The following is a 25,569-nucleotide window of genomic DNA, read 5'->3' on the forward strand; positions in this document are numbered from 1 at the left end:
TCGTTCCTCAAGATGAACAAGATGTCAGGGATTTGGTATGGGTAGATGAGCAGCAGCGGCACCAAAGAGAGGGCTCGATGGCGCCGCCTGGTTGGAATAATTTAGAAGTTGACGTGGGCGGCTAGCTCAAGCTGGCGTTCGGTGTTGAGCCGAATGCTATTGATACTGCCGAAGCCGTTTGTAGTCTGCCCGGAGGTGCTCCACTCGTTCGTGCCCGGTATGTTGAAGCCGTCGGTGATCTTCGTATCCGGATTGCTAAATTGTGGTGTATTGAGGAGGTTGTAGGCTTGAGCGCGGAACTCTGCGTTAACCCGTTCGGTGATGTGAAAGCCTTTGAAGAGGCCCAGATCGACCGTCTTGAATCCCGGGCCTGAGAAGAAGTTGCGGCCCAGGTCGCCGGGACGGGTAGAGACTCCGAAAGAGTTGACGGGAGGAGTCGCGAAGACGCCTGAAAAGAAGGTGCGGTTGTTGGCGTTTGAAGTACCACCGAGGAGCTGGCGAGGGACCTTCTGGAAGCTGATGAGATCGGGCCGATTATCGGGGCCATCGCTGCCGGGGGGCGAGTCGAAGTCGATGGGCGTACCGCTGTCGAGGGTGACGATGGTGTTGAGTTGCCAGCCTCCGACTAGCTCATCGAACGCGCGGTTCATGTGGGTGCCGAACATCTTGCCTCGGCCGAAGGGAAGCGAGTAGACGGCGCTGGCGACGAAGACGTTGTGTTGGTCCTGGTCGGAGTTGCCGTAGTTAGCTCGCAGGTCGGGTCCTGCTCCAGTGATGAAGATACGAGCGCCGGAGGTAGACGTCCCTGTGTTGAAAGCGCCGTTGGAGTCGTCGCGTGTGTGAGACCAGGTGTATGCGACGGTTGCAAGCAGGCTTGAGTTGACATGACGGTCGAGGTAGATCTGCAGGCCGTCGTACTTGGACGTACCGCCAGCGAGGCCTTCGGTGATTGTTCCTCGGTTTGTATAGAGTCCAGCGCCGGTGCCGTTGAGGATGGGAGAGTTTGCATTGAACCAGGTCATGAGATGGTCTGATTTATTGCCAACGTAGGCGATGCTCAATGAGGTTGCGTGGTCGAGCTGTTGCTGAATCTGGAGGTTGTATTGAGAGACGGCTCCGTTCTGGTTGTTCTTTGGAACGGCGATAAGCGAAGAGTTGGCGAGATCAACTGAATTGACGGCGCCTGGTCCAAAGGCAGGGATAGGAAGCGCCGCGGTGGCCGTAGCGGCATTGTTCGGAGTGGTCGGGCTTTGGCCGGTGAAGGTAATGCGGTAGCCGTTGGCCGCAGTGTACTGGTTTATACCGTTGAAGCCGGGCTGGTTGGAGAGTTGATTGCCGACGCCGCCGCGATCGAGGAAGTAAAAGATGCCGTAGCCGCCGCGGAGCGAAGTTTTGCCGTTGCCGTAGAGATCGTAGGCAAAGCCGATGCGCGGGGCTATGTTGTTCTTGTCCGTGTTGATGAGCGAGCGAGAGTTTCCATTGATGCCGGCTACCTGCAGGGTTCCGGTGGAGAGATCGTAGTTCGCCTGATTGTTGTTCTGCTCGTGGGGATAGGTATAGAGATCGTAGCGGACGCCAAGGTTGAGAGTGAGGCGGCGACTGACCTTCCAATCGTCCTGGAAGAAGTATCCGGTCTCATAGTTGAAGGTTTTGAAGAAGGTGCTTGCAGCTCCGATCTCGTAGTCGGAGAAGCCGGCGAGGATCTCGGAGGTCTCGTACCCTGTGAATCGTCCGGTGTTAGGGAAGTTGACGCCGCCGAGGACGAAGTAGCCCTTGGAGTCGTTGCCCTGGAAAAAGTCAACCTCTCGGCTGATGATATTTGCGCCGGTCTTGAAGGTATGTTTCCCGTGAATCAACGTGAGACTGTCGAGGTACTGAAAGGTCTTTTCGGGTACCGAGTAGGGACCACCGTCACCGGTGTACTCAATCTGACTATTGCTTCCACCGATCAGAGCGCCGCCACCTAAGAGCGAGTTACGGTTGGCATTGACGATGCCAAGATTGGCCGAGACGGGGATGTTTTGGTCGGGGTTGATGTAGGCGAACTCCGGACGTATGTAGCCGAAGCGAAATTCATTGATCAGATTCGGCGTAAAGATATGGGTGTAACCGGCCGCTCCGCCTCGCGGATGGTTAACGTTGCCACCGGAGGCGAATCCCGCAGGCAGGTTGGTGAAGAGGCTGTTAACGTTCAGGACATCCTGGCCGTAGCTGTAGCGGACAAAGATGGAGTCTTTTTGAGAGATGCGATAGTCGAGGCGAACGTCGAAGTCGTTGTAGTTTTGGATGGACTTACGGACGGCGAAGAAGTTGTTGATGATGCCGGAGCGACTAGGGAGATTGAAGGCGTTGAGATAGTTCAGTCCGGCAGAGTTGATGCGGTTAGCCGGGATGATGTTCCCATTGAAGGGCTGGCAGGTGGTGGGGTCGTAGATGGCACCGACGACGTTGGCCGTGCCAGCAGGCGGAGTGGGGCATCCGGTCTCTGCGAAGTTTGCGGGGTTGGTGGTGACGTTCTGGCCGAGAAGCTCAGAGAAGTTTCCCTGACGCATGAGGGCTGTGGGGACGCTGTAGAAGCCGGTATCCTTAGGCTGTTTCTGGCGGAAGGCCTGGTAGTCGCCGAAGATAAAGATTCGATCCTTCCAGATGGGTGCGCCGGCGGCAAAGCCGAACTGCTTGCGTTGAAAGGCGGGAGCGGGATTTCCAGGATTGAAGTATAGGGGGTTGGCGTCAAAGATCTGGTCGCGGAAGTAGCCAAAGGCAGATCCGTGGATGCTGTTCGTGCCTGATTTGACGGAGTTCTGCAGGATGGCTCCGCCGGCACGGCCGAACTCTGCCGGGGCGACGGAGGTGGTGACGCGGAACTCCTGAATGGCCTCCGGAGGAGTGAAGAAGACGATGGAGTTTACGAGGGACTCGTTATTGTCAACACCATCGAGGAGGAAGTTGTTGGACTGCTGACGGAGGCCGTTGACGGAGAGTGCGCCACCACCCGAGTCGGAGTAGCGGAAGGTTTCTACGTTGCCGTTGCGGCCGCTGGCGTCAGAGCTGAATGCGCCGCGGGTAACGCCGGGGATGAGATTGGCGAGAGTGGTGAAGTTGCGCTGGTTGAGCGGGAGATCGGTAACCTGCTTGCCTTGAATGACGGCTCCTGTGGCGGAGGTGGCCAGATCAACGACCGGGGCGGCGTCGTCAACCTCGATGGTCTCATTCGAGGTGCCGATGGGGAGTTTGAATTCGACGGTCTGAACCTGAGAGACCTCCAGGGTGAAGGTCTGGTCAAGACTTTTGAAACCGGTGTGGCTGGCATTTACGCGATAGTTGCCGCGGGGAACTGCGGAGAAGGTGAAGTTGCCGTCGCTGCCGTTGGTGATGGTCTGAATTGCCCCGGTGTCGGTGTTGGTGAGCTTAAGCGTGGTGCCGGGAACGACCGCGCCGGTGGGATCGGTGACGATACCAGTAACGCGACCTGTATCGGTCTGCGCAAGCAAGCTGCGGCCGGAAAGGACCAATAGGCAGATCAGGATCGGTAAAATCTTTCCGACGATATTAGATACGCGTCGTGTGATGGCGGTTTTCATTGTGGAGCCTCCAGAAGTGCGACTTGAATGCCAACGGTGTCGGCGGTTTCAGGGCGCGAGAAAGACCTTGGCAATATGCAGATCATCATCGCCATCGCTTTAAGATCTTTTTTGCGCCATATTTTCTTCAACAGCTAAATGACTCATTCCATAAAAGATTTCATTGCTTATCAACAGCTAACTGACGATAGCGTCACGTGTTAGAGTCTTAATCTAAGGTTTTTAGTCATGTCATCTCGCATAGATATCGGATCGAAAGTTGGATTTGGGGTCTATGAAGCAGACTTGCAGACGGGTGAACTCTGGAAGGCCGGACGGCGAATCAAGCTGCAGAGCCAGCCGTTTAAGGTGCTTACCCTTCTTCTCGAGAGACCCGGTGAGGTTGTAAGCCGGGAAGAGCTGCAGTTGAGGTTGTGGGGGCCGGATACGGTCGTCGACTTCGATCACTCTTTGGGCACAGCTATTAATAAGATCAGGGATGCGCTGGGGGATACGGCAGACAACCCAAGGTTTGTCGAAACGCTGGCAAAGCGTGGCTACAGGTTTATTGCGCCGGTAGTCGTACGCGAGGCGGCGCCTGCAGTAGAAGATTCTGGCGAGTTAGCGCACACTTCGACGCCTGACGTGACGGTATTGATTGCAGCGCCGTCCAATGATGTTGGTGCAGCATCCATTCGTTCCGCGACGCTCACCCCGGTGGCGACCTATTCGCGATGGAAGGCCGGACCCTGGATCGCTGTGATCTGCGCAGCTGGGGCTTTGGCAGGAACGGGTGGTTTCTATGCCGGATCGCGGAGGCCAAGTCCGCTGCCGAGGATTGATCGGCTGACCCGCACCGGACGGATAGCACCAGGCATTCCGGCGATGGAGAGCTTACCTGCATCCGTTACGGATGGGTTGCGGATATTTATTCCAGTGATCTCTGGCGGCAGATCGGTTCTCGCGCAGGTGGATGTGCATACGGGTGCGGTGCAGAAGCTGCCGTTGCCCAGCGAGATCTCGTCGCCCATGCTCGGCGACCTCTCCCCGGACGGATCCACGTTGCTTTTGCGCAATCACTTGTCTCCGGAGTCTGAGCAGCCGTTGTGGACGGTGCCGGTAGGGGGTGGGAGCGCGCTTCGATTGGCCAATGTAGTGGCTCACGATGCGACCTGGATGCCCGATGGCAAGAGCATTCTTTATGCTGCGGGTAATCAGTTGACCGTAGATCGGCTGGAAGATGGAGTCTCAACTCCGTTTGCGATCTTGCCGGGCCGCGCGTTCTGGCTGCGCTGGTCACCTAACGGTAAGCTTCTGCGATTTACGCTGATGGATCCTGTAGACCACACGCTAGGACTGTGGGAGGCGGAGAGAGACGGACGATCGGCGCGCCCGATTCTGAGCAACTTGACGAAGCCTTCTTCGGAGTGTTGTGGAATCTGGACTGGAGACGGCAAGTATTTTGTCTTTCAGTCGGACCGGGGCGGGAGCAGCGATCTTTGGCGGTTGGATGGAAAGAGCGCTGTCAATCCGACGCGTGTGACCAATGGGCCGCTAAGCTTCGCCGGGCCGGTAACCTCGCGGATCGGGCATCGAATCTATTTTCTCGGTGTTGAGACGCAGTCGTTGCTTCAGCGTTACGACGCGGCACGGCGTGAGTTTGTGCCAGCGTCTGGATTCCTTGCGGAGGCGAACCGAGTTGAGTACGCGCGCGACCACCAGTGGGTGACCTGGACCGATGCCCAGGGCCGGCAATGGAGGGCGAAGTCGGACGGGACCGAACTAATTCAGGTCACACCGGACTCCATGCAGGTCTTCCTGGGCCGCTGGTCGCCCGACGGAAAGAAACTCGCTCTGATGGCTCGGGAGCCTGGCAAAGCATGGCAGATCTATCTAGTCGATGCAGATGGCGGCTCCCCGCAGAGGCTACTTAGGGAGAGCCGAAACGCGGCGGATCCCTCCTGGTCAGCGGATGGACAAGAGATCGTGTTCGGACGTGTTCCTGACATCATGGGCAAGGAAGATGGGCTCAGGGCACTGCAGATACTTGACCTCCGAACGCATGCCCAAAGTATCGTTCCAGGATCAGAGGGGCTCTTCAGTCCACGCTGGTCGCCGGATGGTCAATATATAGCGGCGATCTCTCTTGACCAGCGTAAACTTCTCCTCTTTCATGTCGCGACTCAGACCTGGAAAACAATCGCAGATACGACGGTTGCGGATCCGGTGTGGGCCACAGACAGTAAGGCTATCTTCTTTCACGCGTCTTCGGCGGATATGCAGCCTATCTATCGGGTGTCGATCCCCGACGGACGACTGGAGCAGATTGCGAATCTGTCGGATTTCAGCGGAGGGGACACAGAAGACTACTTCTTCTGTGGTCTGACGTTCGACAACATCCCGATCGTGCGATCACGAACGAGCACGGGTAATCTCTATACGCTTGATCTCGATGGTCCCTAGGACGCGATTTGAATACGTCGTTTGCTGTCGGCGTCGCATTGCTACTGCGATAAATCCCTAAAGGATGAAGTATTCGTAGAACGATGTCCATCCAACGTCCACCTAAAGATGGAGGAGATATCCACCCTGGGGTGCATGGTTTTTATGGGAGTTGGCCGTATCTTCGGAAGTAGCCACACCTCCAAGCGCCCCTGAGAAGGGGCGTCCTTTTTTAATCAGGGCGATACCTCTCGGATTGGTGCTACGGGATGCTGTAAGGGATCGCGAATCGTCCTAATTGGATGACGGAGTGATCTGAGGGGGGCCAGATGTGGATGGATTGAACGCCTCGGATTGTGGTGGCTGGCACCGCGGATACGTTCACCAGGGGCTTGCCGGTTAAGGCGGATGAGATGATGACCTTCAACTCATCTTCGCCGCGTGTCCAGCCGAGGAGATAGTGTCCTTCGGGAAGGGTGGTGCTGCCGATTTTTAGGGGCACCTGAGTAAGAAGAAAGTTTGAGTATCTTCCGTTGGCGGAGTAGCCCGCGGTGATCAATACGACTCCGGCGATGTAGTGGCCTTTTCCGTCGGTTATTCCGGAGGCGGTGCGGAGTTCGGTTTCAATGTGTTCTGCGATTACGGGTGCGCGGTCGGGGATGATCGAGGCAAGTTCTTTGTCGGTCGCGGATCGCCACTGGGAGGTGTGCTCGGTTTGACCGTGGACGTACGGGAGACAGAAGAGCGAAAGGCTCAGCATGAGGGCTGTGAGATAGATAGCTCTGTGACTGGTTTTGCTGTCGGCTTTGGGTTTGATCCGGCGGTTAGTCAAGATGAACGATCCCTCTCTGCAGGGCGGTGGTGGCGGCCTGGGTGCGGTCGCTTACTCCCAGTTTGCTGAGCAGATTGTTGATGTGTGTCTTTACCGTAGCCTCGGAGATGAACAGTTTCGTGCCGATCTCCTTATTGCTGTTGCCGCGCACGATCAGCTTGAGTACGTCGGTCTCGCGTTCGGTCAACTCCGACCCAGAGAAACGCTCGGCAAGCCTTCCTGCGACCTCGGCGGGTATGTAGGACTTGCCACTATGGACGATGTGGATGGCACGGGTGAGATCTTCCGCGTCCATTCCTTTGAGCATGTAGCCGTGAGCTCCGGCTTGCAGGGCGCGATAGATGTCCTCGTCTCCGTCGAAGGTGGTGAGCACGATGATGCGCGACTCTGGAAACTCCTGCCGGATCGCTTTGATCGCATCGACGCCGCCCATGCCGGGCAAGCGCAGATCCATCAAGGTGATGTCCGGCCGGTGTTCGCGAAAGAGGGATATGGCCTGTAGGCCATCGCTTGCTTCGGCGACGATCTGCACGCCATCGAGCATCTGTAGCAGGGCAACGAATCCCTTGCGCACCACATGATGATCTTCGACGATCAGGATGCGAATCGTGTCGCTCAATCGATATCTCCTCTTGCAGTCTCTTTGTGCACATTCACTCTCAGTGTTATCTCGGTGCCTCGACCGGACTGGGCATCGATATGAAGGATAGTACCGATCGCCGCCGCGCGCTCCTGCATTCCCTGCAGTCCGAAGTGGCCGTGTGCGGCGAAGGACTCCGGTGGCTGGTCGAAGCCGCTACCGTCGTCGGCGACGCGCAGTTGGAGGCTCTTTGCGTCATAGGTAAGAGTAACTCCGATCTGGCTTGCGTTGGCATGTCGCACGGAGTTGCTGATCGCCTCCTGGGCGATGCGAAGTATCTGGTCTTCTATCGTGCGCTGGAGAGGTCTGTACGTTCCGTGGACCTGAAACGTGATGGCTGGTCCGCCGTGATGTTCTTTGGCTCTGGCCGCGGCAGCGATGCGTGAGGGGAGGGTCGCGGCGTCTTCTCCTTGAGAGCGCAGGTCCCAGATGGAGCTGCGGGCCTCTGCGAGGCTGCTGCGTACGAGGTCTCTGGTTTGATTCAACTGATCGAGCGCGGCGCTTTGAGAGCTCTGCATCAGGCGCGAGATGATCTCGAGTTGGATAGATATGCCGACATAGCCTTGTGCGAGCGTGTCGTGTACTTCGCGGGCGAGGCGACCTCGCTCTGCCATGACGGCTTGATATCTCGCTTCAACGTAGTGAACTCTCACACGGTAGAGCGCATAGCCGAATCCGATCAAAGATGCCGCTACCAGGAGGTAGAACCAGATCGTCTGGAAGAAGCGCGGTTGTACTCGAAGGTTGAGGCTTGCTGGCTGGATGCTCCAGAGACCTCTGGCGCTCGATGCCATGACGGTGAAGCTGTATCGGCCAGGTGGGACGTTGGTGTAGTAGGCGGTCCGGCCAGCACCGGCATCGACCCAGCCGCGATCGAAGCCCTGGAGGCGGTACCGGTAACGAACTTTCTGTGGAGCCAGAAGGCTTAGGCCGGCGTAGTGGATCGTGATGCGCTCGCCGCCTGGCGGAACGACGATCTCAGAGGTTGTGAGATCTATGGGGCGGTCATCGAGCGTTACCTGTTCGATGGCGATCTGTGGAGGTTGAATATCTTCTGAGTGGCTTTGAGGGTTTATCCATGAGACGCCTCTCAGCGTGGCGAACCAGAGGGTTCCGTCGTGCATGCGCCACGCGGACGGGTGGCCTCCGCTGCTGCACTCGCTGATCCTCATGCCGTCGGCTACGCCATAGCTGACGAGGGGGATTTCAAGGGAGTTGTTGTCGACATACGCATTCAGTGCGGAGACTGAAACACGGTAGACGCCCTTTTGCGAACCCATCCAGAGATTTCCGCTTGTATCTTCGAGGAGTCCGTAGATCGTCTCGGGCAGACCTGTCTTCGATGCAGGGAACGTTGTGAAGCGCCCGTCGCGAAGCCGTGTGAGGCCAGTGCCGTTGGTTCCGATCCAGAGTGAACCGCGATCATCTTCGAAAAGGGCGGTCACAGCATCGCCGCCGAGTCCGTTGCGCGTTGTGAAGTTTTCGAACCGATTCCCGGAGAGGCGACTTAGACCTGCAAGCGTGCCTACCCAGAGCTCGCCGGAACGTGAGCGCAGGACGCTGCCGATGACGTCGCTGCCGAGACCATCGAGAGTGGAGTAGGAGTGAAATACACCGCCGCTGAGATGGGACAGGCCGTTGCGTGTGCCGATCCAGAGCGATCCGTCCGTGTCGGCGAAGAGGGAACGAACGAAGTTGTCCGCCATTCCGTCGGCTGAGGTGAACTGTTGCAGATGTCCGTCGCGGATTCGGGTCAGTCCATCCGGGGTTCCGACCCAGAGATCGCCTCCTGTTTCAGCGAGGGCGAGCACGACGTTGCTGGAGAGTCCGGATGTCGTATGGAGCGTCGAGATCTTTCCGGCTGAGAGTTTGTTCAGTCCGCCACTGTTCGTCCCTATCCAGATGGTGCCAGAGTGATCTTGAAAGACAGTGCGGACGTAGTCGGATGAGAGGCCTTCCTGGGATGCGATGGAAGAGAAAGGCTGATCGCGTAGTACCGCGACTCCCGCGGTTTCGCTACCGAACCACATGCTGCCGTCGTTGTCTTCGGAGACGGATAGAATGCCGTGGAGATTTGTCTGTGCCGGCGCAATCTCAACCTGATCGGCGAAGATTCTTGCCAGGCCTCCGCGATAAACCACCCAGAGTGCGCCGGATCGATCCTCGAAGAGTTTCTGGATGTTGGCGCCTGCCAGGCCTTGCTTCGCGCCGATCTGTCTTATCTCTCCGTGGCTGAAGAGCGCGAGGCCAGAGGTTGTGCCGATCCACATCTGTCCAGAGGTATTTGTCTGTTTCGACAGCAACAGAGTGGTGATGTTGTGCGAGGCGAGTGCGGGGTTGAGTCTTCCGGTTCCGTCTGCGCCAGTGCACGGTTGGGCGTCTCGCAGGCACTCCAGTCCATCGGTGCCGCCTATCCATATCTCGCCGCCGGGGCCGGAGGCGAGTGCCTGGATTACGCCTGCATGGGACGGGATGGCAGGGCTTGCAGAGGTTGCATGGGATGCGATCGAGTACAGTTGCTGGCCTCCAGCGGCCCAGAGGGTTTCGCGAGCGTCTTCGGGGAGGATGATCACGTTCTCTGCGTTAGAGAGAGCTGTGGTCCCGCCGATCTCCTGAAAGTGGTCTCCCGCTTTGATCGCCAGTCCGCTGGCGGTAACGACGATCAGTCTTCCGCTCTTTTGCTGATAGACGGCGGTGATAACGTTTGAAGGTAATCCGTCGGCAATTGAAAACGCTCTGAACCTGCCGTCGCTGAGGCGCAGCAGGCCATCAGAGGTGCCGATCCACAGCGCACCGGCGTGATCTTCCATCAGGTTGTTGACGAAGCTGCTGTGGAACTCGGGTGTGTTGGATGGATCGAAGACGCGGAAGTCGAAGCCGTCGAAACGAACGAGACCGCCTTCAGTCGCTATCCAGAGAAAACCGTCTTTGCTTTGCAGGACGGCGTGGACTGTGTTTTGCGGCAGGCCGTTGTCGATCTGCCAAGACTGCCTGCGATATTCTTCGAGCCCCTTATGCGGATCAAGCGCATGGGCACAGTGAGATACAGCCAGCAGAGCGCAAAGTACGATTATCCCTCGGAGCAAAGCAGATCGAAGAAGCTTCGCGGATGGAGTTGGTCGCGGCATGTTCGAGCATAAGCTTATCTCGAAAGCGGGCCAGCAAAGGGTGGATAGGGAAGATCATGAGCCGAGGACGGCAACGTGCTTTACTTCTCGCCTGTCGTGCCCGGAGTCGTGTTTGCGTCTTCCGGTGCAGAGGGGTTGATATGCCCACGGCTGTTTTCAGGAGTGTGTGATTTGACTTTCGTGGGGCCCGGACCTGCGGTGGCGGGGTTATCGCCCTTTGGTCCTGACGGTTCGGCGCCGTGGCCGGAGTTTTGTGGCTGCGGTTGGTAGTTTGTCTGCTTCGACTGCTCGTCTTTCGACATGAAGTTACCTCTCTGGTCCTAAGTTCTATTGGAGCAGCTGAGGAGGGCCGCAGTTGCCTGCCCGCTTCGCGAGGCATGTGCAATGCTCTCTCGCAAATATTAATAAGTATCTAAAAGAGTCCTTTTTCTCGCGTAAACCTTGAGAAGTGCTTCCCGGCCTTGGTGTGGAACGCCATCTGTCTCGTCTGATTCGTCCGTGGCTGCCTTCACACTTTGAGCGAGTTCGATAGTATTTAGCTTAGACAGGGTCTCTAAGTGACCTGTGGGAGGAGATTAGCGGCGTGAGATCCGATCATAACGACAAGATTGCGGGTAACGGTTTGGGTTCGATTCTCGTCACGGGCGGTGCTGGATTTATCGGCAGCAACTTCGTGCTGGACTGGCTCGCGGCTGGCGGTGGTCCGGTAGTGAATCTGGACAAACTGACCTATGCGGGCAATCCGGAGAATCTGGCCTCCGTGCAACACAGTCCGGCCTACACGTTTGTGCATGGAGATATCTGCGATGCGGAGCTGGTGGCGAAGCTGCTGCAGGAGCATAAGCCAAGGGCTATCGTGCACTTTGCTGCGGAGAGCCACGTCGATCGGTCGATCGTCGGACCGGAGGCATTTCTGCGCACGAATATCGATGGCACCTTTATCCTGCTGCAGGCGGCGCGGGCATACTATGGGACGCTCGAGGGCTCGCAACGTGAGAGCTTCCGGTTCCTGCATGTGTCCACCGATGAGGTCTATGGCACGTTGACGCCTGAGGCACCGGCGTTCCACGAAGATACGCCGTATGCGCCGAACTCGCCGTATGCGGCGTCGAAGGCGTCGTCGGACCATCTTGTGCGAGCCTGGGTTCATACGTATGGATTGCCTGCGATTATCACGAACTGCTCGAATAACTACGGGCCATACCAGTTTCCCGAGAAGCTGATTCCACTGATGATTGCGAATGCGCTGCAGGGCAAGGCGCTTCCGGTGTATGGCGATGGACAACAGATTAGGGACTGGCTGTATGTAGGGGACCATGCCAGCGCACTACGTGTCGTGCTGCAGAGTGGGCGGGTCGGTGAAACCTACAACGTCGGCGGCGGAAATCAGCGGAGCAATCTCGAAGTGGTGACGACGCTATGTGAGCTGCTCGACGAATTGGTGCCGGAGTCGAAGTTCAAGCCGCATGTGCAGCTGGTGAAGTATGTGACGGATAGGCCGGGGCATGATCGGCGATATGCGATCGATGCACGAAAGCTCGAAGGAGAGCTCGGCTGGCACGCAGAGGAGAGCTTCGAGACGGGGCTGCGAAAGACCGTGGAGTGGTATCTCGCGAATGCGGCGTGGGTGGAGAGCGTGACGAGCGGCGCGTATCAGCAGTGGGTTAAACAGAACTATGGCGGCCGCGGCGGCGAAGATGCGGCTGAGGAACGGACAACGATCGCTGCAGGGGAGGGTTCGCGGTGAAGGGAATTATTCTTGCGGGAGGATCGGGAACAAGGCTGCACCCGGTTACTCAGTCTGTATCGAAACAGTTATTGCCGGTGTACGACAAGCCGATGATCTACTACCCACTCTCGGCGCTTTTGCTTGCGGGAGTACGTGAGGTCCTGGTGATCTCGACGCCGGAGGATACTCCACGCTTCGAGCAGCTGCTGGGCGACGGGAAACAGTGGGGTATCTCGCTGCAGTACGCGGTGCAGCCAAAGCCAGATGGACTTGCGCAGGCGTTTTTGATTGGCAAGGAATTTTTGGCAGGCGAGGGATGCTGCCTGGTGCTGGGCGACAACATCTTCTATGGACATGACTTTGCGAAGACGCTGCGGGAGGCGGCTGAGGGTGGGCCGGGCGCGACTGTATTCGCCTATCCGGTGCTCGATCCGGAGCGTTACGGAGTGGTCGAGTTCGATGCGGAACGGCGGGCGATCTCGATCGAAGAGAAGCCGGTGAAGCCGAAGTCGCGCTATGCGGTGACGGGGATTTATTTCTACGACGCGCAGGTAGTAAGTGTGGCCGAGGGGCTGAAGCCTTCGCCGCGCGGCGAGCTGGAGATTACCGATGTGAACCGCTGGTATCTGGAGCGGGGACAGTTGCGGACGAAGGTTCTTGGGCGCGGCATCGCGTGGCTCGATACCGGGACCCATGACTCGCTGCTGGAGGCGTCGACCTTCATCCATACGCTTGAGAAGAGGCAGGGCTTGAAGGTTGCGTGTCCGGAGGAGATTGTGTTTCGTTTGGGATACATCAATGCCGACCAACTGAAGACGCTGGCGGCGAAGATCGCGAAGAGCACGTATGGACAGTATCTGCTGCGTCTACTGGAAGAGAAGGTGTATTGATGGAGCAGGGCAGGCTGCCTGAGGCTGCGCGGATACTTCTGACCGGGGGCACGGGCCAAGTGGGCGGTGAGTTGTTGCGGATCCTGGAGCCGCTCGGTGAGGTCGTCGCTCCGGCGAGAACGACGATGAACCTTGCCGACGCGGCTTCGGTACGTGAGACGATTCGTGCGGTGAGGCCGCGGTGGATTGTGAATCCCGGAGCGTACACGGCGGTGGATAAGGCAGAGAGCGAGCAGGATATTGCGTATGCGATCAACGCCGAGGCCGTGAAGGTGATTGGGGAAGAAGCGCGACTGCTTGGTGCGGGAGTTATTCACTTTTCCACGGACTATGTCTTCGACGGATCGGGGGCGACTCCATACACGGAGTCGGACTCTACTGGGCCGATGGGTGTTTATGGGGCGAGTAAGCTCGCGGGCGAGAGAGCGCTGGGTGAATCCGGGGCCGCGCACATGATCTTCCGGACGAGCTGGGTGTATGGCGCGCGAGGGAAGAATTTTTTGCTGACGATTTTGAAGCTTGCGAGGGAGCGCGAGACGGTGCGGATCGTAGCCGATCAGCATGGCGCTCCGACGTGGAGCAGGGACCTTGCCAGGATGACTGCACGAGTGATTGGACAGTCTGAGCTCGCGGCACAGACGGCTGAACTGAGTGAGGTTGTCTCCAGTCTGGGTGGGGTTTATCACGCTACTGGCAGCGGCGAGACAACCTGGTGTGGATTTGCGGAAGAGGCCGTGCGACTGCAGGGGACGAAAGAGCCGGGAGTGCGATTCGCAGAGATCGAAGGCATAACGACAGCCGAGTATCCTACGCCGGCGAAGAGACCGGCGAACTCGCGATTGAACTGCGGCAAGTTGAGAGAGCGGTTTGGGTGGACGATGATGCCCTGGAAGGACTCACTGCGAGAGGTCTTGACGGAGCTATGAGCGGAAGAGCCCTGTTTCTCGATCGCGACGGCGTGGTGAATGAAGAGGTAGGGTATCTGCATCGGGCCGAGGAGGTGAGGTTTGTCGCTGGAATCTTCTCGCTCTGCAGGACGGCGGCTCGCCTTGGTTATCGGCTGATTGTGGTGACCAATCAGGCGGGAATCGCTCGAGGGTACTACACCGAGTCGGATTTTCACCTGCTTACGGAGTTCATGCGACAGCAGTTGCTGGCCGAAGGAGTGCTCCTGGACGCGGTATATTTTTGTCCGTTCCACCCGGAGCATGGTGTTGGGGAGTACAGGCGCGAGCACGAGGACAGGAAGCCGGGGACTGGAATGTTGAGGCGCGGCGCCCGGGAGTTCGGGGTGGAACTGACTGCGAGTGTGATGGTAGGTGACCGCTGTTCGGACGTTGCGGCGGCGAACTCTGCGGGCCTGCGGCAGGCTTTTCTGATCAGCGGCACCGAGACCGCTGGGTGTAGCGGAGAGTACCTTCCAGTTCAATCCTTGGCCGAGGTGGAGCAGTGGCTGGTTGAGCGCGGGTAGTTCGTCTATCCGTTAGGCGCGACGCGATAGATCGCACCGCATACGGAGGACGGTCGCTAGGCGTCCTCCGTATGCGGTGTCTGATCGCTACGAACTAATCTTTTGAGCCCCGGACTATTCGACCGGCGGAAGGTCGGCGTCGGAGAAGGCTTTGCCTACGGCGTCTTTGGCGCTGATGGACGGAGACGCTCCGCTGAGTGCTTCCAGGGGCCAAGCGATATTGAGGGTGGGATCGTTCCAGATGATAGAGCGCTCGCCCTGTGGATAGTAGGGGTTGGTCGTTTTATACAGGACTTCGGCGGTGTCCGAGAGGACAAGGAAACCGTGCGCAAATCCTTCGGGTATCCAGAGGAGTTGAAGATCGTCCTCTAGGGATTGCGCTCTAAGATCGAATCCGGCCCATCTGCCGAAGTCTGGTGAGTTACGACGAAGGTCAACGGCGACGTCCCAGATATGGCCAGAGAGGACGCGGACGAGTTTACCTTGGGGCTGGCCAAGCTGGTAGTGGAGGCCGCGCAGCACTCCTTTTACGGAGAAGGACTGGTTGTCCTGGACAAACTGTGTTGGAAGCCCCGCGGCAGAAAAGATTGACTTACTGAATACTTCTGCGAACCAACCGCGACTATCTCCATAGCGTTTGGGTTGAATAAGCTTAACATCACGTAGGGAGGTATCCAGAATCTGCATCTCACGAGTTTAACTGGTTACGACCTTCGGTTGTTGCAAGTTCCGATGTGGGACGAAGGAAAGGCGAATAGGTATCCCGTAACTTCAACTTTTGAAACGCAGTCGGGTAGAATGATGATGTCGCACGAAAGCTCCACGTTTTCCAGTTGTCGGCTTGGTACAAATCAGGTCAAAAAGAGATCATCCGATGGTCTGAAGTGGCGAATGGAACTGGAAGCGCGGACGTATACCCAGCTGAACAAGCTGTGGGAGGCGGATCTAATTTGTTGCCGCAACACTTAGGAATGCAGGAGTAACCCGTACGACTGGTGTGCTGCAGAAGATGCTCACAAGCGGGTCGGACAGATACAGGATTCGAATGCAGGCTGAATATCAATCTCCCCAGTCGCGGTCAGCGGCTATTGAAGGTTCTTATTCGTACCAGGAATCAGCAGTCCGATCGCTCGAGGGAGCGAGACGATCAACCGATATTCCGTCAGAGTATCTTCGGTACAGGGTGGTCAAACGGTGCTGTGACGTCCTGCTTGTATTGATTTCAATGCCTGTGATTCTGCTTGTACTTGGTTTGATTGCGGCGATCATCAAGCTGAATTCGCCTGGTCCGGTGCTCTACTCGCATCGGCGTATTCGTAAGGGTGGAGCGTTTTTTTCGATGTGGAAGTTCCGGACGATGTGTGTGGACTCGGCTGAGGTGCTGGAAGAGTATCTGGCTAGGCATCCGGATGCGCGCGCCGAATGGAATAAGAGTCATAAACTTCGCCAGGATCCGAGAATCACCCCGCTTGGTCTTTTTCTGCGGCGTTACAGCCTGGACGAGCTGCCTCAGCTTTGGAATGTGCTCGTCGGTCAGATGAGCCTGGTAGGGCCGCGGCCTATTGTGGCAGCAGAGGTAGAAAAGTACGGCGACTGTTTCGATTGCTACTGCAGGGTAAAGCCTGGATTGACCGGCCTGTGGCAGGTCTCCGGACGAAGCACGGTGACTTACGAGGCGCGTGTGGCCATGGACTGCGAATACGTGAAGCGATGGTCGCTGATGCGGGACATTGTGATCCTTCTAAAGACATTTTCCACAGTATTGAATCAGGACGGCGCATTCTAGCAATGATGGGAACGTTCGTGAGGAACACCCGACAGAGCTGGTAGATCGGGCGGTAGAATCGTCTGGCACACCGGATCAAATACATCGTGACGACCTAGACGGAGACCCGCTGATGGTTTTGCAGGGAATGCGGGATTTATTGAGAGAGTCGCTTGGGAGCAGCCTTCATACGCTTCAGGACCTGGATAGGTTGGCTGCGGCATGGCCCGTCGCCTGTGGCAGATCGATGGCAGAGCGCGGGGCCGTAGTCGGATATGAGAATGGGGTGGTGCGGATCCAGGTAGCGGACGAAGCGTGGCTGCGTCAGCTTATGAGTATGCGGGGGCAACTCGCGGGCGAGATGGCGCGAATCGCAAAGGTAAAGGTAACCGAGATACACTTTGAGTTGAAGAGGAATAGTAGGCAATGAGGGAAGAGACCGGCGTAAGCCTGGAGGATGTGCGGCGTGTCGCGGAGTTGGCGAATCTGGAGCTGACTGCCGAGGAAGAGCCGCGTATGCAGCGGGATCTGAATGCCATTCTTGGCCATATCGCCCAGTTGAATGAGCTTGATACCGAGGGCGTACCGGCAATGGCGCAGGTCGGCGAGATGCTGGGTGGTGTGGCGCATGACCGTGGCGAGATGCTGCGTCTGGACGAAGTGCGTCCCTCGCTGGATCGGGTGCAGGTGATGGCCTCTGCTCCCGATACGGATGGACGATTCTTCAAGGTCCCAAAGGTGATTGAACGGTGAGTTTAAAGGATTTGGAGATAGAGAGTTTGAGCATCGATGCCGTGCGTCAGGCGGTAGCTTCGGGCGAGACAAAAGCTACTGTACTCGCGGAGCTGCACTATGATCGTATCGCCCGCGAGGACGGGAAGATCAACAGCTATCTGGCGCTGAGTCGTGACCGCGCTATGGCACGGGCGACGCAGATTGACGAGATGGCTGTCAGGGGCGAGACGCTACCGGCTCTGGCGGGTGTTCCGGTAGGGATCAAGGACGTTCTTGCGATGCGAGGCGCTCCAGCTACAGCCGGCTCACTGATTCTAAAGGGCTATCGGCCTCCGTACGACGCTACCGTGGTGACGAAGCTGGAGACGGCCGGGGCGGTCCTGTTGGGAAAGCTGAACTGTGACGAGTTTGCGATGGGTTCGTCGAACGAGAACTCGGCTTATGGCCCTGTGCTGAATCCAAAGGCTTTGGATCGGGTGCCGGGCGGATCCAGTGGTGGATCAGCGGCTGCGGTGGCAGCAGACTTTGCCGTGGCGACGCTGGGAACGGATACGGGTGGATCGATTCGTCAGCCTGCGGCTTTTTGTGGGGTGGTTGGCGTACTTCCGACCTATGGGCGTGTTAGCCGTTATGGATTGATCGCATTTGCGTCGTCGCTGGATCGCGTGGGGCCGTTCACAAAGAATGTGAAGGATGCTGCGACTGTATTGCAGGTGATAGCAGGCAAGGATGTTATGGATGCTACCTCCTCGGACCGGCCAGTCGATGACTATGTGGGTGCGCTGTCGAAGCCGGTTGAGGGGCTCAGAGTTGGGGTTCCGGAGGAGTACTTTGGCGAGGGGCTGGACCCGGAGATTCGTGCTGCGATCGATGGTGCGCTTGCTGGTCTGAAGACGGCTGGTTGCGTGGTAAAGCCGGTTAGTTTACCGCATACGAAGTACGCTATTCCGACCTACTACGTGCTGGCCACAGCCGAGGCCTCTTCGAACCTGTCACGGTTCGACGGCGTGAGATTTGGATTGAGAGCGGAGGAGGCGAAGACACTCTCAGAGATGTTCCGGAAGACGCGAGACGTCGGATTTGGCGCTGAGGTAAAGCGGCGGATTCTGTTGGGCACATATGCCCTGAGCGCGGGCTACTACGATGCGTACTATCGCAAGGCGCAGCAGGTGAGAACGCTGCTGACGAGGGATTTTCTGGCTGCGTTTTCCGAGGTGGATGTTTTGGTAGCGCCGGTGACTCCTACGCCTGCGTTCAAGCTGGGTGAGAAGACGGACGATCCGGTGAAGATGTACCTGGAAGACATCTATTCGGTCGCTGCCAGCCTTGCCGGAATCTGCGGCGTGTCGGTGCCTTGCGGTGAGACCAGGGATGGGCTGCCGATCGGTGTACAGGTGATGGGAAGGCACTTCGATGAAGGGACCATGTTGCGCGTGGCGCAGGCTGTTGAGACCTCGCAGAGAGAGCAATAGGAGACCTCAGCCTCGTTCGTGGAGGTGCATGTTCCTCGTGTGAAGGTGGCTCCGCAGGGTCGCTTGGGCGTTACTTCTTTCCCGTTTCGTGGGCACATTCGGGTATGCTGAAGGCAGTGATTTCAACAGAAATATCCCAATTGTGCAGGCAAAGATTGCGCTTGAGCTTTGTCCATTGTGGCGCGCTTGCGGTTGGATGGATTGAAAGGTAAGACGGTTTTGCGAGGATTACAGCAGATGCAGTTTGGTTGCGCCGGTAGATTTTTTAGGTTTGGATCTGTGGTTCTGTTCACTGTGCTTGGGGCCGGCGTGTTACATGCGCAGTTCTCGCAATTCGGTCAGGCACTTGGAAATACTGGGGGCCAACAGTCATCCTGCAGTCCAACCGACCCAGGCTGCCAGTCATCCTCCACGGATCAGAGCGCCGATCAGATGCGTAGCCTCTCGCCGACGAACCAGACGCAATCGGGGATTCCGCAAGGCGTGGTCATCCCCGGGCAATCTGATAATCAGAACGACAACAACGGCAACAGCATCAACCCGCGGAATCAGCAGAACGTGAATCAGCTGCTTCACCTGCCGCTGGATTCGCCAACCGAATTTCAGCAGATGGTTGCGAATTCAACCGGGAAGCTGCTTCCGATCTATGGGGCAAATCTGTTTCGAAATCCGCCGTCGACCTTTGCGCCGCTGAACATGGTGCCTGTAACCCCTGACTACGTGATCGGCCCAGGTGACGAACTGCTGATCCAGATATGGGGCCAGGTGACGTTGAATAGTCGCTATACGGTGGATCGCGACGGGGGAATCCACATTCCTCAGGTGGGAACGGTCCATGTCGCTGGACTTCCCTTCGCGCAGTTGCAAGATTATTTGAAGTCTCAGGTTGGTAGGGTCTTTCGCAACTTCGACCTCAATGTAAATATGGGGCAACTGCGATCGATTCAGGTCTTCGTGGTGGGGCAGGCTAGGCAGCCTGGTGTCTTTACGATCAGCTCGCTCAGCACGCTGACCAATGCTCTGTTCGCGACGGGTGGACCGACCCCGCAGGGCAGTATGCGGCATATCCAGTTGAAGCGCGCAGGTAAGGTCATCCTCGACTACGATCTGTATGCGCTTCTCGAGCATGGCGACAAGTCGAATGACATGCAGCTATTGCCTGGAGATGTGATCTACATTCCTCCCGTTGGGCCACAGGTTGCCGTGGCGGGAAGTGTGAATGTGCCGGCGATCTATGAGTTGAAGTCCGCAAACAGCACTAGTGTAGGCGATGTGCTGGAGCTTGCTGCGGGGCTGACGAGCGTGGCTTCGGGTGAGCGGGTTCGACTCGAGCGTGTCGACGAGCGCCGTATGCGCAGCATGGTCGAAGTGCCTCTAGATGCGCAGGGAAGGTCCACCATATTGCAGGATGGCGACCTGCTGGAGTTGGTCGCAGTCGTTAGTCAGTACAAGGATGCGATCACGCTTCGCGGAAACGTGGCTAATCCTGGCCGCTACACGTGGAAGCCGGGTATGCGTGTTCGCGACCTGATACCCGATAAAGATGCGCTGATCACACGGGATTACTGGTTGAAGCGGAGTCAGCTGGGGCAGCCCATGTTGACCTATATTCCGACGTGTCTTCCCGTAACGCCTTACGGAATTCCTGATCTTCGGTTTGGTATTGCTGCCGGCGACGAAGGCATGTACCCGATCTGGCGCTACTCTTCGACGAGAGATCGGAATCTCGTCGGGTATCCTTTCGTTAGCACCGAAGGAATCTCTAATAATGGGCTACAGAATCCAGCTGACGAGGGCGTACCCCAGACGGATGGCGGCCTGGATTGTACAAAGCTTGGGGAGCCTGCCAATCCTTACGGTGACCTCTACGGCCGCTATCCGTCGAACCAGAACAATACAAACAACAGCAATACAAACAACAACAACAACTTGAATGCGACGAGTTCGCTAAATAATAACCAGCTTCCGAATGGCGCAATACCAAATGCGTATACCTCTAACTCGAATCAGATGAGTTCGGCGAGCGCGAGTTTGGGTTCAACGGTCTCAAACTCATCGGCTGGGCAGTTCAAGCCTCGGAATGACGTCAAGTTGAGCGAGCCAGACATCGACTGGACCTATGCCGTGATTGAACGCCAGAGCAAGGCAAATCTTACGACCTCTCTCCTGCCATTCAATCTTGGAAAGCTTGTTCTTGAGGGGGATGCCTCGCAGAATCTTGAGCTGCTGCCAGGCGATGTTGTCACGATCTTTTCCAAGGCCGACATTCGTGTACCGCAGGCGCAACGGACGCGGTTTGTCCGGCTGGAAGGAGAGTTTCTCTCCGCAGGTATTTATAGCGTGCAGCCTGGTGAGACCCTGCGACAGCTGGTGCAACGAGCGGGTGGTTTTACTCCCGACGCCTATCTTTATGGTTCAGAGTTTACTCGTGAGTCGACCCGTCGTGTCCAACAGCAGCGTCTGAACCAATATGTCGATCAGATTGCGCTGCAGGCGAGTACGAGCGCGATCAACAATGCAAATAGTGCAATCAGTGCGCAGGATAGTGCCGCAGCTGCGGCGGCATCGCAGCAGGATCAGGCTGTGATCAACAGCCTTCGCCAGACGCGGGCTACGGGACGAATCGTGCTCCAGTTAGACGCCGATAGCCACGATATTTCACAGCTTCCAGATCTACCGCTTGAAGATGGGGATCAGTTCATTGTGCCTCGTGTTCCTTCTACGGTCAGCGTGGACGGCGCGGTCTACAATCAGAACTCGTTTGTCTATGATCCGACCAGGCGCCTCGGTGGTTATCTCCGCATTGCGGGTGGAGTAAATCGTGATGCCGATAAGAATCGCGCTTATGTCATTCGCGCGAGTGGAGCTGTTATCAGTAAGCAATATAGTTCTACTCTGCGCGGCAATGGCTTCGAGTCACTACGGCTTTTTCCTGGCGATACGATCGTCGTTCCGCTTAACCTTGAAAAGGGTAAATCGTTGCGGCTTATCGTAGATTTGGCACAGATCGTTGGGCAGTTCGGAATCGCGATTGCCGCTGCCAACGTCGTCTTCTAGGACGACATATGCTGAGGAAAGAATCAAGGTCGATTACGCAAATATGAAGCGCGGCTTCCGTCATCAGGAGTATAGGTGAGGTGCGGAAGCCGCGAGGATCTAGCCGAATAAAATTCGTCTCTTACATCTTCCGCCTAGAAACTTATATTGCTTCACGAAACGAAGTTATTTATAGCTTGCTTGCATCATCTTTGTCGTGAGGCATCTATCTGACTACCAATCTCTATGAAATATGCGATCATTGTTCCCACGCTTAATGCTGCCAGTGACTGGACGCTCTTCGAGCCAGCACTCCTAGCGAATGCCTGCTCGGAGTTTGTGCTTGTCGTGGATTCGGAATCGACAGATGAGACAGCGAACCTAGCTAGCGCAGCAGATTTTAAGGTACTTCGAATTGCGAGGAAAGAGTTCAACCATGGTGCAACACGGCAGCTAGCTGCGGACTTCGTGTCAGATGCCGAAATACTCATCTACTTGACTCAGGATGCGATATTGGCTGATCCAAATGCTATTAGCAACCTACTGGGAGCCTTTGCTGATCCTGAAGTTGCCGCCGCCTTCGGACGTCAACTTCCCCGCCTCGGTGCAACGCCTATTGAGGCACACGCCCGCCTCTTTAACTACCCTCAACATTCAAGTATTCGAACGCTGGAGAGCCGAGCGCATCTAGGGTTCAAATCTATCTTCATCTCGAATTCTTTAGCAGCTTATCGCCGTGAAGCTTTGTCTGCCGTTAGTGGTTTTCCCAAGGATGTGATCTTCGGAGAGGACACAGTTGTGGCCGCCAGGCTTCTACTGTCGGGGAGGAAGATTGCTTACGTAGCGGAGGCCCAAGCTTTCCATTCACATAACTATAGCTGGAAGCAGGAGTTCAAACGCTACTTCGATATCGGGGTCTTGCACTCGCGCGAGAGTTGGCTGCTTAAGGAGTTTGGAGGGGCAGGCGGGGAAGGTGGTCGCTTTGTGCGATCGGAGTTGAGTTATCTCTGGCCAAAGTATTGGTGGCTGATCCCTTCAGCACTTGTCCGTACTGCGCTGAAGCTGACAGGTTATAAGCTGGGAAGAATTGAGAGCAGGTTGAGCTTGAACTGGAAACGCAGGTTGAGCATGCATCATCACTTCTGGAACTAGGACGACGCCAATAGATCTCGGGCACTTCGAAGCGAAGGCGACTCTATAGCATCAGCGGTGAAGGTGTAACTTCGGATTCCAGGTAATTTGCAGCCATCCGCTTGTGTTGTGTTGTGAGCCTGCCATGTACGAGGGAATCAGGAAGCGCTCGTATTGCGTAAACATCTGAGCCTGCCAGTGACGATTGATGGCATAGGTACCGTTTACAAAGCCATCTGTAATCGTGCCGCCTCCGGGCAGGAACAAGGTTCCTCCCTTGTTCTGACGATAGCCTGCTTCAAATCGCGTGCGAGCAGAAACCCAATATCCGGTTCTGCCTTCGATGGCCCGGGCGTCACGACCGATAGCGTTGCCGAGCATGAATCCCTTATTGGTATTTCCATCGATATATTGGTTGTTGTCGAAAAAATGTTGGCCGCCGAAGTCTTTAAAAAGACCTTCAGAGCTAACGGCTTCCACACGTAAATCCATATGCGGAAGGAATGGCAGGCGTGCAAAGTATATCCCTGGGTTCCAGGCGGCGCGGCGCGGTGCATCGATCGGGCTTGGGTCATCATCGGAGTACGCGTCTGCGTAAAGAGTAACGAGACGGCTCAGAAATGGTAGTCGGTAGCTGAAGTCGAAATTGCTCTTCCTGTCGCCTGGATCGTTACGAGTTCCGTACAGACCACTTCCGGTGGAATCGAAACTAAATATATTAGTTCTGAAACTATGAAAGGTGATGGGGTGTCCTACGCCCCAAAATATCGACCAACGAGTGAAACTAACTTCTAAATTGTCTCCAAAGTTGAAGTCAATCTTTTGGCCATTAAACCAAGGTCTGGCGGGATAGGAGTGACCCGATAGCTTTCCTAGAACAATATCGAAACGATAAGTGCCAAGCGACGGTAGAAAGGGTAAAGGATGAGGACGTGTTGCGTCAAAGCGCAAGTTGTAGGTTGGTTCTGCATTACTGGAGAAGGCGAGCGGGCCCATCGTAGTAGGTCCCCAATAAAGTTCTTGCTTGCCAATAGACAGTGCGTTTCCCTCAAATGCGACACCAGCATATAGTTCGATGGGGGTCTGTTGGTTAAAGGCAGATCTTGCAGGGACAGGTTCGATGGTAGGGTCACCGTCGCCATCAGGAGCAAACTGATCCAAAGTATTAATAAGTTGATTTTGCTCGGGTGACTCAGCTGGATTGCCTGGTCCGTGTTGGACTTCCTGGCGGTCATACAGAAATAGCCGCCCATAGTGGGCGCGGTAAGAAAATCCGGCGATCGCGCTGCTTCCTCTTCCAAGAGGCCGGCCGAAGTCGTTCCACCACGTCTGGCCGAAGTGAAAACTGTCTGCCAGGGCAGGGCCCGCGATCGTTCCGTAACGCGCGTAAGCGGACTCGAGGCTCAAAGATTCGTAGTAGTTTGGTTCGGTCTCCAACTCGTTGTGAAGGTCTGTGATGAGACGATTGGCCTCGTTGCGCTCACTTGGGCTGAAGTTCTCTGGCATGCTCACCAGATCCTCCGCCACCTTGAGTTGCCTTAAGCACTCCTGACGAGTCCACGGGCGGATCGAGGAGCTCTGGCCTGGAATGAAGCCCATCGCTGCAAGTCGCTCCAACGCTGGGTAGATCCAGCTATCCATAGGGACGTTGGTCGATCCGATGGAATCCGGATCTGTGTCCTCATCGAAGAGCCGTGGCGGACGATGTGCGATCGGGTCGGGAGGATAGTGCACGCTCGGCGGCTGTGCGCGAGGAGTGCGGGGCGCGCCATAGTCTCCGGGCATGGGTGTGGAATCGAAGGGATTCAGACTGAAGTTGTGATGCGCGCGATATACGAAGTGCCCGATAAGCCAGCCTGTTGCGCTGCCTACCAGGACATCCGAGGGGAAGTGCTGCTCGGCGAGCACGCGGCTGACACTTACGCCGGCGGCCAGTCCGTAGACAGCTGTTCGGGAGAGCCAGCCCGGATACTCGTCGCCAAGCACCGAAGCCATGGCCCAGGCTGCGGTGGCGTGGTCGGATGGAAATGAGGAGTTTGAGAAACTCGAACTAAAGAAGTGCCCCTGGGCGTCGTCGACTGTGGGTCGGTCACGGCGCGCGACGAGCTTGAAGACCTGGTTGACGGCAAGGCTGTCGGCCAACGCTTCGCCGGTTAGCAGGCTGGCCTCATGGGCTTGCGGTGCATCGTGACTAAGGCTCCACAGGTACATGCCTGCGGGAAGCACACCTAGAGCACCGACGCCAGCATCGGAGAGAGTGCTGAAGTGTTTCTGATCAGCAGCGTTGATATTAATTAGCGACGTCATCGTATGGTGATCGCTGCCGATGAGAACGCCTGTCGCCGCGGAGAGAGGAAGAAGCCACTCTGCATCCATTGGACGTATGTGAAGCGGGCTGGTCCAGATCGCCTTTTGATCCGCCAACAGGCGTCGCGGAGTGCCAGCGAGAGTGATCTCTTCCGGCTTTGTGGCCGGACCTGCAGTTGTGGGCGTTGTGTCGTTCTGAGGTACGGGCGCGTCAGGTAACGAGGTCGAGCTTGCCGTTGACTCACTGCTGGCTGTATTCGGAGCGATGCTTTGAGCAGAGCAAAACTTCCCTGTTGGTGTCAGAAGGAAAGATGATAGAGAGAGCAGCGCGCTAAATTTTAGGAGAGTCACAGGCATCGGTAAAGTGAGGCGACAGGCGACTGCAACCCCTTGCTGGAGGCTATCATAGGCGGGCGCTTTCATGAGCGGTG

Annotated in this window: 18 protein-coding genes; 11 read left to right on the top strand and 7 right to left on the bottom strand. The window is 56.7% G+C overall.

Annotated elements, in window-relative coordinates:
* Nucleotides 1–101: 101 nt before the first annotated feature.
* Nucleotides 102–3,581 carry a TonB-dependent receptor gene (locus GSQ82_RS15560; protein ID WP_158793123.1) on the bottom strand — a complete coding sequence of 1,160 codons (3,480 nt, stop codon included), beginning with the start codon at nucleotides 3,579–3,581 and terminating at the stop codon, nucleotides 102–104.
* Between the two features lie 228 nt (nucleotides 3,582–3,809).
* Here GSQ82_RS15560 and GSQ82_RS15565 point away from each other — a divergent pair, with 228 nt between their 5' ends.
* The gene (locus tag GSQ82_RS15565) at nucleotides 3,810–6,023 is read left to right on the top strand and encodes a winged helix-turn-helix domain-containing protein (RefSeq protein ID WP_158793124.1); all 2,214 of its coding nucleotides are present in this window, start codon (nucleotides 3,810–3,812) and stop codon (nucleotides 6,021–6,023) included.
* Nucleotides 6,024–6,264: 241 nt separating this feature from the next.
* Here GSQ82_RS15565 and GSQ82_RS15570 read toward each other — a convergent pair whose 3' ends face one another.
* The 4 genes from GSQ82_RS15570 to GSQ82_RS15585 all read right to left on the bottom strand — a co-directional run bounded on the left by GSQ82_RS15570 (nucleotide 6,265) and on the right by GSQ82_RS15585 (nucleotide 10,904).
* Complete coding sequence (locus GSQ82_RS15570) at nucleotides 6,265–6,834, bottom strand: hypothetical protein (RefSeq protein WP_254061673.1); 570 nt, start codon at nucleotides 6,832–6,834, stop codon at nucleotides 6,265–6,267.
* Nucleotides 6,827–7,453, bottom strand: coding sequence for a response regulator transcription factor (locus GSQ82_RS15575; RefSeq protein ID WP_158793125.1), 627 nt, complete (start codon nucleotides 7,451–7,453; stop codon nucleotides 6,827–6,829). The genes GSQ82_RS15570 and GSQ82_RS15575 overlap by 8 nt, the downstream gene beginning before the upstream one ends.
* Nucleotides 7,450–10,560, bottom strand: coding sequence for a two-component regulator propeller domain-containing protein (locus tag GSQ82_RS15580; RefSeq protein ID WP_158793126.1), 3,111 nt, complete (start codon nucleotides 10,558–10,560; stop codon nucleotides 7,450–7,452). Before GSQ82_RS15580 ends, GSQ82_RS15575 begins: the two co-directional genes overlap by 4 nt.
* Before the next feature lie 122 nt (nucleotides 10,561–10,682).
* On the bottom strand, nucleotides 10,683–10,904 hold the full coding sequence (locus GSQ82_RS15585; protein WP_158793127.1) for a hypothetical protein: 222 nt from the start codon (nucleotides 10,902–10,904) through the stop codon (nucleotides 10,683–10,685).
* Between the two features lie 281 nt (nucleotides 10,905–11,185).
* Here GSQ82_RS15585 and rfbB point away from each other — a divergent pair, with 281 nt between their 5' ends.
* Genes rfbB through GSQ82_RS15605 form a run of 4 tightly spaced genes read left to right on the top strand, consistent with a single transcriptional unit; the run spans nucleotide 11,186 to nucleotide 14,692 of the window.
* The gene (gene rfbB / locus GSQ82_RS15590; protein WP_371417213.1) at nucleotides 11,186–12,349 is read left to right on the top strand and encodes a dTDP-glucose 4,6-dehydratase; all 1,164 of its coding nucleotides are present in this window, start codon (nucleotides 11,186–11,188) and stop codon (nucleotides 12,347–12,349) included.
* Nucleotides 12,346–13,221 carry a glucose-1-phosphate thymidylyltransferase RfbA gene (gene rfbA, locus GSQ82_RS15595; protein ID WP_158793128.1) on the top strand — a complete coding sequence of 292 codons (876 nt, stop codon included), beginning with the start codon at nucleotides 12,346–12,348 and terminating at the stop codon, nucleotides 13,219–13,221. The genes rfbB and rfbA overlap by 4 nt, the downstream gene beginning before the upstream one ends.
* Nucleotides 13,221–14,147, top strand: a complete 927-nt coding sequence (gene rfbD / locus GSQ82_RS15600; protein WP_158793129.1) for a dTDP-4-dehydrorhamnose reductase — start codon at nucleotides 13,221–13,223, stop codon at nucleotides 14,145–14,147. The genes rfbA and rfbD overlap by 1 nt, the downstream gene beginning before the upstream one ends.
* Nucleotides 14,144–14,692, top strand: coding sequence for a D-glycero-beta-D-manno-heptose 1,7-bisphosphate 7-phosphatase (locus GSQ82_RS15605; RefSeq protein ID WP_158793130.1), 549 nt, complete (start codon nucleotides 14,144–14,146; stop codon nucleotides 14,690–14,692). Before rfbD ends, GSQ82_RS15605 begins: the two co-directional genes overlap by 4 nt.
* A gap of 114 nt (nucleotides 14,693–14,806) precedes the next feature.
* Here the strand turns inward: GSQ82_RS15605 and rfbC are convergent, their stop codons facing one another.
* Nucleotides 14,807–15,379, bottom strand: a complete 573-nt coding sequence (gene rfbC, locus GSQ82_RS15610) for a dTDP-4-dehydrorhamnose 3,5-epimerase (protein ID WP_158793131.1) — start codon at nucleotides 15,377–15,379, stop codon at nucleotides 14,807–14,809.
* 358 nt (nucleotides 15,380–15,737) lie between these two features.
* On the opposite strand from rfbC, the gene GSQ82_RS15615 reads away from it, so the two are divergent.
* The 6 genes from GSQ82_RS15615 to GSQ82_RS15640 all read left to right on the top strand — a co-directional run bounded on the left by GSQ82_RS15615 (nucleotide 15,738) and on the right by GSQ82_RS15640 (nucleotide 22,852).
* The gene (locus tag GSQ82_RS15615; protein ID WP_158793132.1) at nucleotides 15,738–16,478 is read left to right on the top strand and encodes a sugar transferase; all 741 of its coding nucleotides are present in this window, start codon (nucleotides 15,738–15,740) and stop codon (nucleotides 16,476–16,478) included.
* A 112-nt stretch (nucleotides 16,479–16,590) separates the two neighbouring features.
* Nucleotides 16,591–16,887: a DciA family protein gene (locus GSQ82_RS15620; RefSeq protein ID WP_158793133.1), complete on the top strand. Its 297-nt coding sequence runs from the start codon at nucleotides 16,591–16,593 to the stop codon at nucleotides 16,885–16,887.
* Nucleotides 16,884–17,210: an Asp-tRNA(Asn)/Glu-tRNA(Gln) amidotransferase subunit GatC gene (gatC, locus tag GSQ82_RS15625; RefSeq protein WP_158793134.1), complete on the top strand. Its 327-nt coding sequence runs from the start codon at nucleotides 16,884–16,886 to the stop codon at nucleotides 17,208–17,210. The genes GSQ82_RS15620 and gatC overlap by 4 nt, the downstream gene beginning before the upstream one ends.
* Before the next feature lie 11 nt (nucleotides 17,211–17,221).
* On the top strand, nucleotides 17,222–18,664 hold the full coding sequence (gene gatA / locus GSQ82_RS15630) for an Asp-tRNA(Asn)/Glu-tRNA(Gln) amidotransferase subunit GatA (RefSeq protein ID WP_158793725.1): 1,443 nt from the start codon (nucleotides 17,222–17,224) through the stop codon (nucleotides 18,662–18,664).
* 432 nt (nucleotides 18,665–19,096) lie between these two features.
* Nucleotides 19,097–21,721, top strand: a complete 2,625-nt coding sequence (locus tag GSQ82_RS15635; protein WP_158793135.1) for an SLBB domain-containing protein — start codon at nucleotides 19,097–19,099, stop codon at nucleotides 21,719–21,721.
* 225 nt (nucleotides 21,722–21,946) lie between these two features.
* Entirely contained in the window at nucleotides 21,947–22,852 is a 906-nt protein-coding gene (locus GSQ82_RS15640) for a glycosyltransferase family 2 protein (protein WP_158793136.1), read from the top strand.
* A gap of 51 nt (nucleotides 22,853–22,903) precedes the next feature.
* Here the strand turns inward: GSQ82_RS15640 and GSQ82_RS15645 are convergent, their stop codons facing one another.
* Nucleotides 22,904–25,561, bottom strand: coding sequence for a capsule assembly Wzi family protein (locus GSQ82_RS15645; RefSeq protein ID WP_158793137.1), 2,658 nt, complete (start codon nucleotides 25,559–25,561; stop codon nucleotides 22,904–22,906).
* Nucleotides 25,562–25,569: the final 8 nt, after the last annotated feature.

This window comes from Granulicella sp. L60, assembly GCF_009765825.1.
GTDB lineage: Bacteria > Acidobacteriota > Terriglobia > Terriglobales > Acidobacteriaceae > Edaphobacter.